General features: G+C 69.4%; 15 protein-coding genes. 7 read left to right on the top strand and 8 right to left on the bottom strand.

Translation table 11 applies throughout. From position 1 onward, the window contains the following. Genes BLV57_RS03480 through BLV57_RS03490 form a run of 3 tightly spaced genes read left to right on the top strand, consistent with a single transcriptional unit; the run spans nucleotide 1 to nucleotide 4356 of the window. Nucleotides 1–996 carry a hypothetical protein gene (locus BLV57_RS03480; RefSeq protein WP_143046966.1) on the top strand — a complete coding sequence of 332 codons (996 nt, stop codon included), beginning with the start codon at nucleotides 1–3 and terminating at the stop codon, nucleotides 994–996. Beyond that, nucleotides 986–3022 carry a molybdopterin-containing oxidoreductase family protein gene (locus BLV57_RS03485; RefSeq protein ID WP_091286474.1) on the top strand — a complete coding sequence of 679 codons (2037 nt, stop codon included), beginning with the start codon at nucleotides 986–988 and terminating at the stop codon, nucleotides 3020–3022. The genes BLV57_RS03480 and BLV57_RS03485 overlap by 11 nt, the downstream gene beginning before the upstream one ends. Next, a complete protein-coding gene (locus tag BLV57_RS03490; protein ID WP_218134579.1) occupies nucleotides 3019–4356 on the top strand; it encodes an MFS transporter in 1338 nt (445 codons plus the stop codon). Before BLV57_RS03485 ends, BLV57_RS03490 begins: the two co-directional genes overlap by 4 nt. Here BLV57_RS03490 and BLV57_RS03495 read toward each other — a convergent pair. From BLV57_RS03495 to BLV57_RS03505, 3 genes are read right to left on the bottom strand one after another with little or no spacing between them, the layout of a single operon-like run. Next, the gene (locus BLV57_RS03495; protein WP_091286476.1) at nucleotides 4331–4873 is read right to left on the bottom strand and encodes a DUF5947 family protein; all 543 of its coding nucleotides are present in this window, start codon (nucleotides 4871–4873) and stop codon (nucleotides 4331–4333) included. The genes BLV57_RS03490 and BLV57_RS03495 overlap by 26 nt on opposite strands. After that, complete coding sequence (locus tag BLV57_RS03500) at nucleotides 4870–5337, bottom strand: hypothetical protein (protein WP_091287851.1); 468 nt, start codon at nucleotides 5335–5337, stop codon at nucleotides 4870–4872. The genes BLV57_RS03495 and BLV57_RS03500 overlap by 4 nt, the downstream gene beginning before the upstream one ends. A 5-nt stretch (nucleotides 5338–5342) precedes the next feature. After that, the gene (locus BLV57_RS03505) at nucleotides 5343–6365 is read right to left on the bottom strand and encodes an NADH-quinone oxidoreductase subunit B family protein (RefSeq protein ID WP_091286478.1); all 1023 of its coding nucleotides are present in this window, start codon (nucleotides 6363–6365) and stop codon (nucleotides 5343–5345) included. 83 nt (nucleotides 6366–6448) lie between these two features. Here BLV57_RS03505 and BLV57_RS03510 point away from each other — a divergent pair, with 83 nt between their 5' ends. After that, nucleotides 6449–6952, top strand: coding sequence for a helix-turn-helix domain-containing protein (locus BLV57_RS03510; RefSeq protein WP_091286481.1), 504 nt, complete (start codon nucleotides 6449–6451; stop codon nucleotides 6950–6952). Nucleotides 6953–6968: 16 nt separating this feature from the next. On the opposite strand, the gene BLV57_RS03515 is transcribed toward BLV57_RS03510, so the two are convergent. The 4 genes from BLV57_RS03515 to BLV57_RS03530 form a co-directional block, all read right to left on the bottom strand. Next, nucleotides 6969–7892 (bottom strand): MEDS domain-containing protein, encoded by a 924-nt coding sequence (locus BLV57_RS03515; protein WP_091286482.1) that lies wholly within the window; start codon nucleotides 7890–7892, stop codon nucleotides 6969–6971. Nucleotides 7893–8063: 171 nt separating this feature from the next. Further along, nucleotides 8064–10241, bottom strand: a complete 2178-nt coding sequence (gene secD / locus BLV57_RS03520) for a protein translocase subunit SecD (RefSeq protein WP_342741156.1) — start codon at nucleotides 10239–10241, stop codon at nucleotides 8064–8066. Nucleotides 10242–10311: 70 nt separating this feature from the next. Continuing rightward, the gene (locus BLV57_RS03525) at nucleotides 10312–10668 is read right to left on the bottom strand and encodes a hypothetical protein (RefSeq protein ID WP_143046967.1); all 357 of its coding nucleotides are present in this window, start codon (nucleotides 10666–10668) and stop codon (nucleotides 10312–10314) included. A gap of 5 nt (nucleotides 10669–10673) precedes the next feature. Beyond that, nucleotides 10674–11573 carry a LysR family transcriptional regulator gene (locus BLV57_RS03530; RefSeq protein WP_091286488.1) on the bottom strand — a complete coding sequence of 300 codons (900 nt, stop codon included), beginning with the start codon at nucleotides 11571–11573 and terminating at the stop codon, nucleotides 10674–10676. A gap of 73 nt (nucleotides 11574–11646) precedes the next feature. On the opposite strand from BLV57_RS03530, the gene dapA reads away from it, so the two are divergent. After that, a complete protein-coding gene (gene dapA, locus BLV57_RS03535) occupies nucleotides 11647–12495 on the top strand; it encodes a 4-hydroxy-tetrahydrodipicolinate synthase (RefSeq protein ID WP_091287852.1) in 849 nt (282 codons plus the stop codon). Here the strand turns inward: dapA and BLV57_RS03540 are convergent. Then, nucleotides 12477–13091, bottom strand: a complete 615-nt coding sequence (locus BLV57_RS03540; RefSeq protein WP_245757135.1) for an ATP-dependent Clp protease proteolytic subunit — start codon at nucleotides 13089–13091, stop codon at nucleotides 12477–12479. The genes dapA and BLV57_RS03540 overlap by 19 nt on opposite strands. Nucleotides 13092–13396: 305 nt before the next feature. Between BLV57_RS03540 and BLV57_RS43160 the strand changes: the two genes are divergently transcribed. Together BLV57_RS43160 and BLV57_RS03545 are read left to right on the top strand one after the other, a co-directional pair. Further along, on the top strand, nucleotides 13397–13549 hold the full coding sequence (locus BLV57_RS43160) for a hypothetical protein (RefSeq protein WP_176968481.1): 153 nt from the start codon (nucleotides 13397–13399) through the stop codon (nucleotides 13547–13549). Between the two features lie 547 nt (nucleotides 13550–14096). Then, complete coding sequence (locus tag BLV57_RS03545; protein ID WP_091286492.1) at nucleotides 14097–15356, top strand: HNH endonuclease signature motif containing protein; 1260 nt, start codon at nucleotides 14097–14099, stop codon at nucleotides 15354–15356. The last annotated feature ends 217 nt before the right edge of the window (nucleotides 15357–15573 follow it).

A 15573-nucleotide genomic window follows, 5' to 3' on the forward strand; every position in this document is an offset into this window, starting at 1 on the left:
GTGCCGAGGACCGTGGCCGTCATCGGGAGCGGGTCGCTGGCGCGGGCCGTCGTGTACTCGCTCGCCGACGTCCTCACCGAGCCGGTCGACGTGCACCTGCTCGCCAGGTCCTCCGGGCCGCTGGCGACCATGGCGCACATCGCGACCCGCCGGTCCGCGCTGCTCGGCGGGCAGGCGCGGTTCACCGCGCACCCGCTGGACACGGTGGTGGCGGGCGCCGAGGTCGTGCTCAACTGCTCGTCGACGCATTCGTCGGCGGAGGCGCGTGTCCGCCCGTCCGCGTGGACCGACCTGATCAAGGCCTGCGGGATCGCGCTGGCGCTGCCGTTCCACGCCGCTTTCGCCGCGCGGATGTCCCGTATCGCCGGCGACGCGCTGTTCGTGAACGCGGCCTTCCCGGACGCGGTGAACCCGGTGCTGGCCGCGCTCAGCCTGCCGATCCATTGCGGCGCCGGGAATATCGCCACCCTGGCCGCGTCCGCAGGCGGGGACATCAGGATGCTCGCGCACCACTACCACCTGTCGACACCACCCCGGGACGAGGCGCGGATGTGGATCGGGGCGGACGAAGTCACCGACGTGCGGGACCGTCTCGCTCCCTTGCGAGCCTGTGAACGGCCGATGCTCAACGATCTGACCGGGCACACTGCCGCACTGCTCGTCAGGGATCTGCTACGCGAAGGTCCAATAAGGACACACGTGCCCGGACCGCTGGGGCTGCCCGGCGGTTATCCGGTGCTGCTGGAGCAGGGCCGGATCGAGCTGGACCTTCCGCCCGGCGTGAGTGAGGCGGACGCCGTCGCGTGGCAGCTGACCTGGGGCGCGCTGGACGGCGTGGCCGTCGACCGCCGTGGTCGCGCGACGTACTCCGACCACGTGCTCGAAGCCGCCGAGCGGTACGTGAAACTTCCGTCCACAATGGAACCAGCAGAGACGATCGCGTTCGCCGAAGAACTTGACCTCGTTCGGAAACGGTTACGCGGCAATGAATACTGAGACGGTACCCGGGGTGTGCCCGCTGGACTGCCCGGACGGCTGCAGCTGGACGGTGACCGTCGAGAACGGCGTCGCCACGCGGCTTCGGGGCCGCCGGGATCACCCGTTCACCCACGGCACGCTGTGCGTCAAGGTGAACCAGTACCTCGACCACACCCGAGCGCCGGACCGCCTGCTGTATCCGCTGCGCCGGACCGGCCCCAAGGGCTCGGGCGCCTTCGAACGCGTCACCTGGGACGAGGCGCTCGGCGAGATCGCCGAGCGCCTCGGCGCCATCCGCGCGACCTGGGGCGGAGAAGCGATCTGGCCGTACTGGGGCACCGGGAACCTCGGTCACCTGCAAGGCATGCGCGGACCGGCGGGCGCCCGGCTGTGGAACGTGCTGGGCGCGTCCGAGCAACTCATGTCGATCTGCTCGGTCGCGGGCACGGGCGGCGTACGGCTCGCCACCGGCGCGAAACAGGGGATCGACCCCGAGTCGCTCGCGCACGCGAAACTGATCCTGCTGTGGGGCGCGAACACGCTCTCGACCGGGCATCACCTCTGGCGTTTCATCAAGCAGGCGCAGGAGAGCGGCGCTCACGTCGTCGCGATCGACCCCGTGCTGACGAGGACCGCCAAGCAGGCCGACGAGCACTGCGCGCTGATCCCGGGCACCGATGGCGCGCTGGCGTTGGGCCTGCTCCACGTCGTGCTCACGCTCGGCCTGGAGGACCGCGCTTACCTCGCTGAACACACCTTGGGCTGGGACGAATTCCGGCAGCGGATCCTGGAATTCCCGCCGGACAAGGCGGCGGCCATCACCGGGGTGCCCGAGTGGCAGCTTCTCGCGCTGGGCGAGCGCCTGGCCCGCACCCGGCCGACCGCGATCCGCGCGGGGATGGGAATGCAGCGGCACGCGGGCGGCGGCGCGGCGTTGCGGTTGCTCGCCTGTATGGCCGGGGTGACGGGGGACTGGCAGTACCTCGGCGGCGGACTGTCGTACTCGACCGGCGGCTCCTTCGGCGGCGACTTCGCGGCGCTGCGCCGCGACGACCTGCGGCCGGAACCGGCGCGCCGCCTGGCGATGACCCGCCTTGCCGAAGGCCTGCTCGACGTTGCCGACCCGCCGGTGAAGTGCCTGTTCGTCTACGGCGCGAACCCGGCGGCGAGCGCGCCGGACCAGAACGCCGTGCGGCGCGGCCTGGCCCGCGAGGACCTGTTCACCGTGGTGTTCGACCAATTCCCGACCGACACCGCCGACTACGCGGACATTGTGCTCCCGTCGACCATGCAGACCGAGCACCTGGACGTGCACACCGGCTACGGCCACCTCTACCTCGGCTGGAACGAACCGGCCGTGCCACCGCCGGGCGAGTGCGTGTCCGCGACCGAGCTGTTCCGCAGGCTCGCCCGCCGGATGGGACTGACCGAGCCGAGCCTGTACGACTCCGACGAGGAACTCGCCGCGCAACTGCTGGGCTCCGGACATCCGTCGTTGTCCGGCATCACGCTCGACCGGCTGCGTGCGGAGGGCTGGGTTCGGCTGAACTACCCGGCCGATGAAATCCGCTTCCGCCAAGGCTTTCCGACACCATCGGGCCGTCTGGAGTTCGTCTCCGACGGCCAGGTGGCGGGGTACACCCCGGCTAAGGAAGTCGAAGACCCAGAGCTGGCACGGCGGTTTCCGCTCGTCCTCGTGTCGACGGCGTCGCACTATTTCATGAACACGATCTTCGCCAACCGCCCCGCGCTGGCCCGCCGCGCGGGCCCGCCGAGCGTCGCCCTGCACCCCGAGGACGCCGCCGCTCGCGGGCTCGCCGACGGTCAGCGAGCGCGGGTGTTCAACGACCGCGGTTCCTTCGCCGCGCTGGTCCGCGTCACCGACGTGGTGCGGCCCGGCGTCGCGGCCACGACCAAGGGGCACTGGTCGAAGCTGACCGGCGGCGCGACCGTCAATTCCACTGTGGACGAACGCGACGCCGATTTGGGGCGTGGCGCGGTCTTCCACGACAACCGGGTCGAGATCGAGGGGTGGCCGCCATGACCACAGTCGTCACGGACACGCGCCGGTCGAGGATCGTCGTGCTGGCGTCCTGTCTCGGCTTCTTCCTGATCAACCTGGACGCGACCATCGTGACCGTCGCGCTGCCGGTGATCGGCGAGCGGCTGGGCGCGGGCGTGTCCGGCCTGCAATGGGTGGTGGCCGGGTACACGCTCGCGTTCGCGGGCCTGCTGCTCACGGCGGGTTCCGTCTCCGACCGCGTCGGCGCGACCCGTGTGTTCGGCTACGGCCTGCTGGCGTTCTCGGCCGCCTCGGCGGCCTGCGGGTTCGCTTCTGACACCGGATTCCTGATCGTCGCGCGGGTGCTGCAGGGCGCGGCGGCCGCTGCGGTACTGCCCGCCTCGCTCGCGTTGCTGCGCCAGTCACTGCCGGATCCCGCCGCCCGCGCCAAGGCGATCGCCATCTGGGCCGCGGGTGGTGGCGCGGCCGTCGCGGCAGGTCCCCTCGCGGGCGGTTTCCTGACCGCGCGGTTCGGCTGGGAGGCGATCTTCTTCGTCAACGTCCCGTTCGCGTTGCTGGCGATCTTGGGGCTCTCGCGGGCGGACCGGTCCACCCGGCAGCGCTCGCCGATCGATCTGCGCGGGCAGATCGCGGCCGTCGTCGCGCTCACCGCGTTCACGTTCGCTGTCATCGAGATCGCGCCGATGGGCCTGACCTCGCCCGCGGTGTACGTCCCGCTGCTCGTGGCGGTCGCCGCCGCGCTGTGGTTCACCCGGGTCGACCTGCGTGAGCTGCGGTCGCGCGTGTTCGTCTCGTGCCTGTCGACCGGCTTCGCGCTGAACTTCGCCTACTACGGCATCATGTTCGTCTTCTCGATCGTCTTCCAGCAGGAACGCGGCTGGTCACCGCTGATGACCGGGCTGTCGTTCCTGCCGCTGACGGCCGTGGTGCTCGCGTCGAACATCGCCGGCGGCAAGCTCACCGCGCTGATCGGGCCGCGCCTGCCGATGGCGGGCGCCCAGCTGCTCGAAGCGACGGGGTTCCTGGGCGTCCTGCTGGTCGGGGCGCACGGGCCGACCTGGCTGCTCCTGCTGGCGATGGTGCCGATCGGTGTCGGTGGCGGCCTCGCCTCGCCGCCCATGATGACCGCGCTGCTCGAATCGGTCGCCGCCGAGCGGGCGGGCGTGGTGTCCGGCCTGCTGAGTTCGTGCAGGCAGGCGGGCGGCGTGCTCGGTGTCGCGGTCTTCGGGGTGCTGGTCTCGGCGACCGGGTTCGAGACGGGCTTCCGGGTTTCGGCCGGGCTGGCCGCCGCTCTGCTGGGTGCGGCGGCCGTCGCGGCGTTCCGGAACATCACACCGGGCGTGCCCGGCCCTTGATCTCGGCGAACAGCTCGTCGACCCGCGCACGCATGCGGCGGCCGCCGTCGAGGCCCGTCCAGTGCCGCCGGACAGTTCCGACCAGCCGGTAGCACATGTCGATGGGCACCAGGAAGCAGTCGGTGCCGCGCGCGGTCTTGTGCAGGAGTATCGCCTCGACGTCCGGTTCGGCCGCGGTCACCAGTGGGTGCCGGACGGTCAGCCTGCCCCAGAACCCGGGACTCAGCAGGCATTCGGTCGCGCCTGCCGGGCTCGGGTAGAAGCCGGTGACCTGAAAGCCGCGGCGCAGGAAGAACGCGGACGCCGCCGGGGTGTCGAGCAGCTCCCAATCGATGCCGGTGATCGGGCGGCCGGGATCCCACAGGTAGCGCTCGGGGACCGCGCGATAGCGGGAGTCGTGGGTGAACGCGAGGAAGCAGGCGCGGCAGGCGCACAGCAGGCGGCGCCCGCCGGTGTCGGCGACGTGCGCGTGCTTGGCACCGACCGGGGTGCCGCAGAGTTCGCAGATCTCGATCACGACGGCGGCCCCATGCCGATATGCAGCAGCCCGGACGGCCTGCCGGTGAACTCGACCGCGGTGACCTCCGGCGCGGCGTCGCGGATGGCGGCTTCGAGCCGCTTGCGGACCGGGACGGTCGTGGCCGGGCAGCCGTCGAGGTCGACCCGCAGCCGCACCACGCCGTCGGGGCCGATGCCGTCGTAGCCGACCCCGGCGACCCGCTCGACCAGCGCGCGGATCCGGGCGTCGGCGTCGAGCGGGTGCAGATCGTGGAGTAGCAGGAGGTCTTCGAGAAGCTCGTCCCGCACCAAGGCGTCGATCAGCGTCGGGTCGCGCTCGCGGAGTATCGCGAGCAGACGGGTGAGCCCGTCGCCGTACAAACCCATGAGCAGCCGCACGATCTCCTCGGCCTGTTCACGGGCCGGTCCGGAGCGCAAGCCGCTCAGCAGTTCCTCGATGCGTTCGCCTACGGGGCGCGTCATGGTGCTCACCAATGGGTCGAGTAACCGGTCCTGCCTTGCGAAGGAGCGTTCATCCTGATCTCACGCAGGATGCGGATGGCGGAGCCGGACACGGTGCTCACCGCGCTGGGCGCGGCGATGCCCGCCGGGTCCTCCATGAACGGCATGAACTTGTCGGGGAAGCCGGGCATGGTGCAGCCGATGCAGATGCCGCCGACGTTCGGGCAGCCGCCGACCCCGTTGATCCAGCCGCGTTTGGGCACGTTGCATTTGACCACCTGACCCCAGCAGCCGAGTTTGACCAGGCATTTCGGCGAGTCGTAGCGGTCGGCGAACTCTTCCTGCTCGTAGTAGCCCGCGCGGTCGCAGCCCTCGTGGACGGTGTTCCCGAATAGCCATTTCGGGCGCAACGCCTCGTCGAGCGCGAGCTGCGGCGCCGGCCCGGAAGCCTGGAAGAGCAGCTGCAGCAAGGTTTCCGTGAGGTTGTCCGGCTGCACGGGGCAGCCGGGCAGGCAGATGACGGGCAGGCCCGCCTTGGACTTCCAGTCCCAGCCGAGATAATCGGGCACGCCCATGGCACCGGTCGGGTTACCGGCCATGGCGTGCACGCCGCCGTAGCTGGCGCAGGTGCCGACCGCCAAGATCGCCAAAGCCTGGGGTGCCAACCGGTCCAGCCAGGTGTTGGTGGTCATCGGCTGCCCGGTCTCGGGGTCGTTGCCGAAGGCGCACCAATACCCGTCCGGCTTGTTGGTCTCGTCGGGGATGGATCCCTCGACCACCAGGATGAACGGGTCCAGCTCGCCGCGGTCCGCCCGGTGCCACCACTCGAGGAAACTGCCGGTACTGCCGTCGGGGCCGCATTGATAATCAAGGAAAGGCCAGTGCAATTCGACCTTGGGCAGCCCCGGCATTCCGCCGAGAATGATCTCTTCGATGCTGGGCTGGGTCGCCGCGGTCAATGCCACCGAGTCACCGTCGCAGCTCAGGCCACCATTCATCCACAATATATGGATGGGCGGTGGGAAATTGCCGCGCTGGGCCGTGACCATGGAACACCTTCCCTGGCGATTCAATTCTCGGAAGTCGCTCACCGTAGTCCTGTGTGCCGACGTCGGCAAGGTATGCTGAGGGCGTGATCGAATCGGCCGGGCCGTCGCGCGGGGAGTCGATCGAGGTGCTGCCGGTGGTGATCACGACCAGCGTTTTCCCCGCCAGGCCGTCGTCGGTCCCGGAAATACAGAGCTTTCTCCGCCGTTGCCTTTCGGATTCCCCGCTCACCGAGGTCGACAGCCGCGAAGTCGGGAAAACGATCTACAGCGCGCTTCTCGAGGCGGCGGGGTCGGGCATGATCCAGGTTTCCTGCCGTCGTTATCCGAATCGTGTCGAATTCGATGTGCTCCCTGCGGAGACACCGCGGCAGGCGCCGCCCGAGCCCGAGGGGCCGGAGCCCACCGCGACGTTCGCCGAATGGATGGCGGAAACCTTGCGCGGCAAGGGGATCACCAGGGAGATGGCGGCCGACCAGCTCGGTGTGTCACCGAAGACGGTCGGCCGCTGGCTCGGCGGGCAGACCGAGCCCCGGCTGCGCGAGCTGCGCCGCATCCAGGAAAGGTTCGGCGACGTCCGGCTGCAGTGAGCCAGTTGTGTCCGGCTCAGACGCCGAAGCCGAGGTCTTCCCGCTTGGCGGGGCTGGTGTCCAGTGCGGCGCGGCCGGGCATGGCGAGCTCGATGGTGCAGCCGTCGGCGTCGGAGCTGATGTCGAGCCACTCGCAGATCTGGTTGGACATCCACAGTCCGGCGTCGGCCTGGTGCAGCGCGGGCGGCCGCAGCGGCTGATCGGTGTGCAGCGTGCAGACGACCCGCCCGGCGGCGGCGCGCACCCAGACGGTCACCCGGCCGACGCCCCGCTCGACCAGCTTGGCGAGCACTTCGCCGACGGCGATGTCGAACATCGCGACCGTGTTCTCCGCGACCAGGATCGGTGTGGCCTTCTCGAGCACATGCCGCCGCACGGCGACGAGGTCGCCCTCGAACCGGAACAGGTCGGCGGCGCTGCCCGGTGCCGGCGGCGAGGTCTGGGACCTGGCGAACTCCTCGGGCGCGATGAACTGCGCCGACGGCTCGGTGCGGCGGCCGACCACGCATTCGGGATGGGTGCGGCGGGCGCCTTCGACGATGCCGGGTTCGACGACCCTGGTGTCATACGGGCAGATCATCCAGATCCTGGTGCCTGCCAGCAGCACGTTGAGCTTGGCTTCCCAGCGCTGCGAGGCGATCACCTTGCGGCGGGAGCGGCCGGTCCAGGTCTGCTCGGAAAGGATGCGCACGCGGGCGCCGGGCACGGCGGGCCCGCGCCGGGACCAGTAGCGCCGCACCGCGTCCGGGCGTTCGGCGTAGTCGAGCCGGTCCGCGCCGGCGCCCAGCGCGGCGCGGAGCAGGGCCACGTTCGCGGCCGTGGTGGCGACGAGCACCGGTTCTTCGTCCCGCAGGCCGTCCTCGGCGAAGGGAACGGCCATCGCGAGGAACTCAGCGTCACTGCCGTAGACGCAGCCCTGGTGTCGAAAACCTGAGTCCATTCAGACCTCCAGCTTGTGGGACGAACGGAGACTACCCGCGCAAAGGCCAATTTGGTATTGGTTCACCGGGCCATTTCATCGGTATGGTGGAAAGCCATTTATGTCCCGGAAAATCTTTTTGCGGACAGTACTGTCCGGTGGGCCGGAAATTCCTTTCCGGCCCACCGGGTTTTATGCGCCCCGCCGCGCGTCGAGCATGATCGCGACCGGCGCCGCGGTGAGCACGGTCGATGCCGTGCCCGCCACCAGCCCGATCAGCAGCGCCACCGCGAAATCGGCGAGCGAACCGTCACCGAGCACCAGCAGTGCGAGCAGCATGAACAGCACGCCGAGGCAGGTGTTCACCGTGCGCGGCAACGTTTGCAGCACCGCCGCGCTCATCACCGAGGCGAAACCGTCCTTCGGCCGCGCGGCACGCAGTTCGCGGAGCCGGTCGAACACCACCACCGAGTCGTTGACCGAAAGCCCGATCACGGTGAGCAGCGCCGCGAGGAACACGCCGTCGACCGGTTTTCCCAGCCAGGCGAACGCGCCGACGACCACCACGACGTCCGCGACCAGCGAGGCCACGGTCGCCAGTCCGAGCCGCCAATCGAACCGCACCGCCAAATAGCCCAGCTGCGCCGCGACCGCGAGTCCCAGCGCGAGCACCGCCTTGGTGCGCAGTTCGGCGCCGACACTCGGGCCGATCTGGTCGTCGCGGGTCTGTTGCGCGCCGCCGGTCGCGCCGTCCACCACCGCCTTGATCTTCCCGGCGGTGGCCTCGTCGATCGGCTCGGTGCGCACGGTGACCGTGCTGTCCCCGGACGAGGCCACCACCGCGCGGTCGAACCCGGCCTCGGTCAGCGCGGCCCGCACCTGGCCGGGATCCACCGGATGCTGGGCGGTGTACTCGATCATCCGCCCGCCGGTGAACTCGACGCCGAGGTTGAGCCCGTGCGTCGCGACCCCGGCCGCGCACACCGCGACCAGCAGCAGCCCGGCGGCGAGCCAGCGCCGTGGCCTGCGGAACAGCTGCGGAACCTTGGTGGTGAGCCAGATCCGCACGCGGCTGAACCTGGCCAGCCCGGTCATCCCCGGATGCTTTTGGACGAAACCGTTCCGTGCGGCCAATTCCAGCAGGACCTGGCCGAGGACGAGCGCGCTGAACAACGACGACAGCACGCCGATCACCAGCGTCACGCCGAAGCCCTTCACCGGCCCGGCGGCGAGCCAGAACAGCAACCCGGCCGCGATGACCGTGGTGATGTTGGTGTCGGTGATGGCCGTGAGCGCGCGCCGGAACCCCACGCTCGCCGCGCGAGGCAGCCGTCTCGGTGTCGTGTATTCCTCCCGTGCCCGTTCGAAGATCAGGATGTTGGCGTCGATGGCCATCCCGATCGCGAGCACGAATCCCGCGAGCCCCGGGAGCGTCAAAGTCGCCCCGAGCGCCAGGAGCACGGAGTACGAAACGGCCGCGTAGCCGAGCAGTGCCAGGATCGCGAGCAACCCCGCCAGCCGGTAGGCGAGCAGCAGGAACGCCGCGGTGAGCGTGAGCCCGGCAAGCGCGGCGATCGCGCTGCTCTTGATCGCCTCGGCGCCGAGCGTCGGCCCGACCACTCGCTGCTCGGCGACCTCGACCGGCACCGGCAGCGCGCCCGAGCGGATCACCAGCGCGAGCTCCTGCGCTTCGGCGCGCGTGAAGTCACCGGTGATCTGCGTGGTGTCGCCGATGATCCCGGCCCCGCAGCGGATCGACTGATCCATCTGCGGCGCGGACACGATCTTGTCGTCCACCACGATGGCGACCCGGCGCGCGGGCGCCCCGGACGGCGCGCACGCCGCGTCGGCCGTGAGCTTCTGCCACGCGGACGTGTCCTGCAAGGTCATCGAAACGACCCAGCGTCCGGTGGTCGAATCGTTCACCGCCTGCGCGTTCTTGACGCCTTGGCCGGTGAGCGCGATCGGGCCGAGCAGCAGCGGTTGCCCGGCCTCGTCGGTGAGCACTTTCTGTCCATCTTGGACGGTCTGGCCCGGGGTGCCGAGCACCGGCCGCATCGAAAGCTGGGCGGTGCGGCCGAGGATGTCGATGGCCTCCTGGGGATCTTGGACACCCGGCAGTTCCACGAGGATGCGGTTGTCGCCCGATCTGGCGAGCACCGGCTCGGCCACGCCCAGCGCGTCGACGCGGCGGCGGATCACCTCCATCGCGTCGTCGGTGGCCTTGGCGTCGGCCTTCATGGTCGGGGAGTCGTGGGTTTCCAGGACGATCTGGGTGCCGCCCTTGAGATCGAGTCCGAGGCGGGGCTGGCTGGTGAGCAGGAGAAAAGCGGACGCGGCGAGTACGGCAAGGGACAGTAAGCCCCTCACCAGCAGACCTCGCCGCGCGGAAGGGCGCGGCATAGGGAAAACCTCCAGCGAAACGGAGTGAACGGTGTCGTCAGATTCCGTTGCCGCTGGGAGGTGCGCGCCCGCCGACCGGGCCTTCGCCGGTGGTCGCCGGCTCACGGTGTGGTGCCAGCGCGGCGGGTTCCGCGTGGCCTCGCTGATCGGCCCGCGCGGTGCCGGGCGGGAGGTCGATCGGGGTGTGGCCCGGCTGGTCGGCCTGGGCGGTGGCGGTGAAGCGGGTGACGAATCCCGGCGCTTCGGCCTTCGCGACCGTGCCCGCCGTGATGCCGCGTACGGGCGCCGGGGAGGCGGCCGGGGTGGCGACCACGAAAGCGGCCAGCACCTGCAGGAGAACGAGCAGCGCGGACCGGTACGGCGACAGCCGCCCCTGCTTCGTCCCGCCGCTCACCCGATTCACCCTAGCCGATCTTCCAGGTGGGCGAGCACGGCTTGGATCGCGGGACTGGCGTCGGCGCTGAGCCGCCACGCCGCGCGGACCTCGCGTTTCGGCTGCCTGCGCAGCGGACGGGCGACGAGCCCGGCGCCCAGCGGCGGCCTGGCGAGGCGGGGGATCAGCGCGATCACCTCACCGCCGGCCACCAGCGACAGCTGGGTGGCGAAATCGTCGACCAGGTGCCGCACGTCGGGCTCCTCGCGCGCGTCCGCGAACAGCCGCCGGAACCACTGGTGGCAGACCGTGCCGGGCGGGCTCGTCACCCACACCTGGCCCGCCAGGTCGGCGCCGGTGAGCGGCCGGTCCGCCTGGGCCAACGGATGCGCTCGGCTCATGACGACATCGCCGACATCGGTGTGCAGCCGCCGCTGGGTGAGCGAAGGCGGCAGGGGAGCGGGCAGGCCATCGGCGTCGTGGACGAGCGCGAGATCGGCCGTCCCGGCGTCGACGCTGTGCAAGGCCTGATCGGGATCCTGCTCGGTGATGGTCAGCCGCAGGTCCGGGTTCTGTTTCGCAAGGCTTGGCATGGCGGGCGCGAGCAAGCCCCGGATCGCGGTCGAGAACGCGGCCACCCGGAGCACCCCGCGCGGCGCGCCTGCGGAAACGGACCGGGCGGCCTCGGCGCAGCGTTCGAGCGCCTGGAACACCTCGGGCGCCGAGTCGGCGAGTGACTGCCCGGCCGGGGTCAGCACGACCCCGCGCCCGGCCTGCGCGAGCAGCGGCACGCCGACTTCGCGTTCCAGCCGCTTGATCTGCTGCGACACCGCCGACGCAGTGAACCCCAGCTCCTCGGCGGCGCGCGCCAGCGTCCCCAGCGCCGCCACCGACCGCAAAGCTCTGAGCGCCCCGACATCGATCATGAAGCCAGGCTACGCAATATCGTCAAAAAAGCATCGCTGGACCACAGGTATCAAGCCGGGCAGGGTCTTGTTCATGACCGATCTGCTCTTCGGCACCAACCTCGTCGCCATGGTGACGCCGATGGAACCCGGCGGCGCCGTCTGCTGGCCGGGTGTCACCGCCCTCGTCGACCATCTGCTCGCCACCGGCTGCGACGGCATCGTCGTCGCGGGCACCACCGGCGAGTCACCCACCCTGACCGACACCGAGTCGTCCGACCTCATCCGCACGGTCGCCGGTCTGGCTGCCGGCCGCGCCAAGGTGATCGCGGGCGTCGGCACCTACGACACGGTCACCAGTGTCCGCCGCGCCCGCGAAGCCGAGGCCGCGGGCGCCGATGGTCTGCTGCTCGTCTGCCCGTACTACTCCCGCCCGACCCAGGCCGGAGTGATCGCGCACTGCACGGCGGTCGCCGACGCGACCGAGTTACCCGTGATGCTCTACGACGTCCCCGCCCGCACCGGGCTCGCGATGGAACCGTCGACCTTGCTCGAACTCGCACGCCACCCTCGGATCCGCGCGGTCAAGGACGCCAAGGGCGACCTCTTCGAAGCAATGTCCGTGATGGCCACCGGCCCGCTGGCCTACTACTGCGGCATCGACGAACTCAACCTGCCGTATCTGGCGTGCGGCGCGACGGGCGTCGTCAGCGTGGTGGGCAACATCGTCGCCGACCGCAACGCCCAGCTGATCCAAGCGGTCCGGGACGGCGACCTCAAGTCGGCCCAGGTGCTCCAGACCGAGCTGATCCCGCTGGTGGAAACCATCATGCGCACGTCCCAGGGAGCCATCATGGCCAAGGCGGCACTGGCCGAGCGCGGCATCATCCCGCACGCCTCGGTCCGGCTGCCACTGCTCGAGGCTCAATTCGCCTTACGATAGGCGACCACCTCATCGACGATGCCATAGTCCTTCATTTCGTCCGCGGTGAGAATCTTCGCCCGCTCGATATCGGCATGAATCCGCTCCGCGGAATTCCCGGTATGCTTGGCGAGCGTCGTTTCCATCCGCCGCCGCGTCCGCAGCATTTCGGCCGCTTGGATTTCCATGTCCGAGATATGCCCGTGCAACGGTTCACTCGTCGGCTGCTGAATGAGCGCCCGCGCATTGGGCAGGCAAGTCCGCATCCCCGGCTCCCCGGCGGCCAGCAGCAGCGCGGCCGCCAGCGCCGCCTGCCCGAGGCACACGGTCCGGATTTTCGGCCGGATGTACTGCATCGTGTCGTAGATGGCCATCATCGCGGTGAGCGAACCGCCGGGTGAGTTGATGTACAACTCGATGTCGCGGTCCGGATCCTCGCCCTCGAGGTGAAGGAGCTGGGCCATGATGTCGCTGGCCGAGGCATCGTCGACCTGGACTCCTAGGAAGACGATCCGTTCCTCGTAAAGCTTGTTGTACGGATTCGTCTCCGCGACGCCGTAACTGGTGCGCTCGGTGTAGGTCGGCAGGATGTGCCTCGCCCGGGGGATCTCGATCACCAATGCCTCCTTTGGTTCGGTTTGAACCTAACGGAAAACTGGCTCTTGAAGGCGTTTGTTCACGCATGGCGAAAGATCAGGCTGGGTCGGATCTAAAGACATCCCGTATGGACATTTCCGCTCCCGGGGTCGGGTGGCGTTTGGGGTCGCTGCGGAAATATCCATACGGATCGGGGCACGGTGGTCGGATTTCGTTGTGGCTCAACGGAAGCCCCGGCCGGTACTTGCGGACCGCCTGGGCGTGGGGTCGGCCAGCCCGGCGCGTCTAGTGGCATATGACTCTTGATGGGCGTAGTGTGGAATGCATGATCAGCACCGAAAGTCCTGACACCGCAGCACCACCCGAGTGGTGGCGCTGCGACAAAGACACGCTGCTGCTCGCCTACGTCGCCCGCGAACGAGAGAAACGGCGCCTGGAAGCGGGGCAGGGGCAACGCTGCGCCGGGTTGCCTCGATGACGTGTGTGCCGTCGTCGAGTGCGGTGGCCGCGGCGGCGCCGTGGCTCAGTGAGCAGAAGGTGCAGTCGTTGCCGCGCAGGAGGGTCTCGGTGAGGAGGCCGAGTGGTCCGGCGGTCTCTGGGCGGAACTCGGACAGGCCGCGGATGCCGGGGGCGGGGGACTTGATGTTGATGTGGGGCAAGGATTCCTCCTCTGTGGATTTGGGCACATCAGTACCACGGGATCCTTGAGACGCTCTGCGATTGCGGCGCCCGGGCTAACCGGGGGCATCCGTTCGCCGGATGCGTTGGGACGGCTTCTTGCTCTGGGGTGTGGGTCTGTCGGGGGTCGGATCTAAAGACATCCCGTATGGACATTTCCGCTCCCGGGGTCGGGTGGTGTTTGGGGTTGCCGCGGAAATATCCATACGGACCGAGGGCACGGTGGTCGGTTTTCGTTGTGGCTCACCGGAAACCCCGGCTGGTACTTGCTGCGCGCCTGGGCGCTGGGTCGGCCAGCTCGGCGTGTCTAGTGGCATATGACTCTGAACACGCGTAGTGTGGGATGCATGATCAGCACCGAAAGTCCTGACACCGCAGCACCGGAGTGGTGGCGCTGCGACAAAGACACGCTGCTGCTCGCCTACGTCGCCCGAGAACGAGAAAGACGACGACTGGAGGCCGAGCAAGGACAAATCCTCACCGAAATCGAATCCCGCGGCGTGAAGGAGGTAACCGGCTACGCGACGGTGCCGGGGATGCTGGTGGACTGGGTGCAGATCAAGCACTCCGAGGCCAAAGCCCGCGTCGACCGAGCCCGCGCCCTCAACCCACGCCAAGACGGCGGCACCCGGATTCCCGCGCTGGCGCCACATGCCGCCGCGGCAGCGCTGAATGGGGATCTGGGAGCGGCGCAGCTGGATCCGATCATCGCCGCCCTGGGTGCACTCCCGCCCACAGTCTCAGCAGAAGATCGGGAGACCGGGGAGCAGATTTTGGTGAACCTGGCCCGGACGGCAGGACCCCGCCAGATCAGCCACGCCGCGAAGAACCTGCGCGACCGGCTCGACCCCGACGGCTGCGAACCCAAAGATCCCGACCCAGCCGAGCCGCGCCATGAACTCGGGTTCGTGAGCCACCGCGACGGCACCCACGGCATAAAAATCAAAACCGACGCCGAAACCATCGCCCGACTCAAAGCAACCCTGGACCCACTCGCCAAACCCCGCCCCGCGTCTGAAGAAGAAGGCCGCGACACGCGGTCGCAGTGGGAACGGCTCGGGGACGCGTTCGCCACCTTTGTTCGGATCGGCATGGGCAACCCGGACATCCCGAGTCAGGCTGGGGACAGCGTGCACGTCGTGGTCACCGTCGGCCTCGACGAACTCAAGACCGGGATCGGGCGCGCCTGCCTGGATTTGGTCGGGGACATCAGCGCCAGCGACGCGCGCCTGCTCGCCTGTGACTGCAAGGTCATCCCGGTGACTCTGGGCTCGCATGGGGAACCGCTCGATGTGGGCAGGGCGCAGCGCCTCGCCACACCGGCGCAACGGCGGGCGCTGGCGATCCGCGACGGCGGGTGCGCGTTCCCGGGCTGCGACGCGCCGCCGCAGCAATGTACGGCGCACCATATTGTTTTTTGGGCTCATCATGGGGAAACCCGGATCGATAATCTCGTGCTGGTATGCGGCAAGCATCACCGTTTGATCCACAACAGTGACTGGGAGGTGCGGATCGCCAGCGACGGGTATCCCGAGTTCATCCCGCCGGCGTTCATCGACCCCGCACGCACACCCCGCCGCAACAACCTCCATACCACCAGAACCTGACCCACGAGGGAGCACATCGCGGGTCAGCTGGCGGGGTCTGCTTCATCGCCTCCGGCGTCGTGTCTTAGGCCGTTGCGTGCGCAGCGAGCACCACCGCGGCCTGAGAGCACCACCCAGGCACGGGCGCGGAGCGCTGCGATCCGACCGGCCGCCCCTTGCGCAGGCTTTTCGGCCACCCAGCGGCCGAAAAGCCTGCACAACAACCGAAGCACCCCCG

It is taken from the genome of Amycolatopsis xylanica (assembly GCF_900107045.1).
Classification (GTDB): Bacteria; Actinomycetota; Actinomycetes; order Mycobacteriales; family Pseudonocardiaceae; genus Amycolatopsis; species Amycolatopsis xylanica.

Excerpts from the sequence above, each read along its gene's own strand:
- dapA (WP_091287852.1), top strand. The coding sequence starts at position 11,647 with ATGACCGATCTGCTCTTCGGCACCAACCTCGTCGCCATGGTGACGCCG.
- BLV57_RS03505 (WP_091286478.1), bottom strand. The coding sequence starts at position 6,365 with ATGGTCACGGCCCAGCGCGGCAATTTCCCACCGCCCATCCATATATTG.
- BLV57_RS03500 (WP_091287851.1), bottom strand. The coding sequence starts at position 5,337 with ATGACGCGCCCCGTAGGCGAACGCATCGAGGAACTGCTGAGCGGCTTG.
- BLV57_RS03545 (WP_091286492.1), top strand. The coding sequence starts at position 14,097 with ATGATCAGCACCGAAAGTCCTGACACCGCAGCACCGGAGTGGTGGCGC.
- BLV57_RS03490 (WP_218134579.1), top strand. The coding sequence starts at position 3,019 with ATGACCACAGTCGTCACGGACACGCGCCGGTCGAGGATCGTCGTGCTG.
- BLV57_RS03515 (WP_091286482.1), bottom strand. The coding sequence starts at position 7,892 with ATGGACTCAGGTTTTCGACACCAGGGCTGCGTCTACGGCAGTGACGCT.
- BLV57_RS43160 (WP_176968481.1), top strand. The coding sequence starts at position 13,397 with ATGATCAGCACCGAAAGTCCTGACACCGCAGCACCACCCGAGTGGTGG.
- BLV57_RS03485 (WP_091286474.1), top strand. The coding sequence starts at position 986 with ATGAATACTGAGACGGTACCCGGGGTGTGCCCGCTGGACTGCCCGGAC.
- BLV57_RS03530 (WP_091286488.1), bottom strand. The coding sequence starts at position 11,573 with ATGATCGATGTCGGGGCGCTCAGAGCTTTGCGGTCGGTGGCGGCGCTG.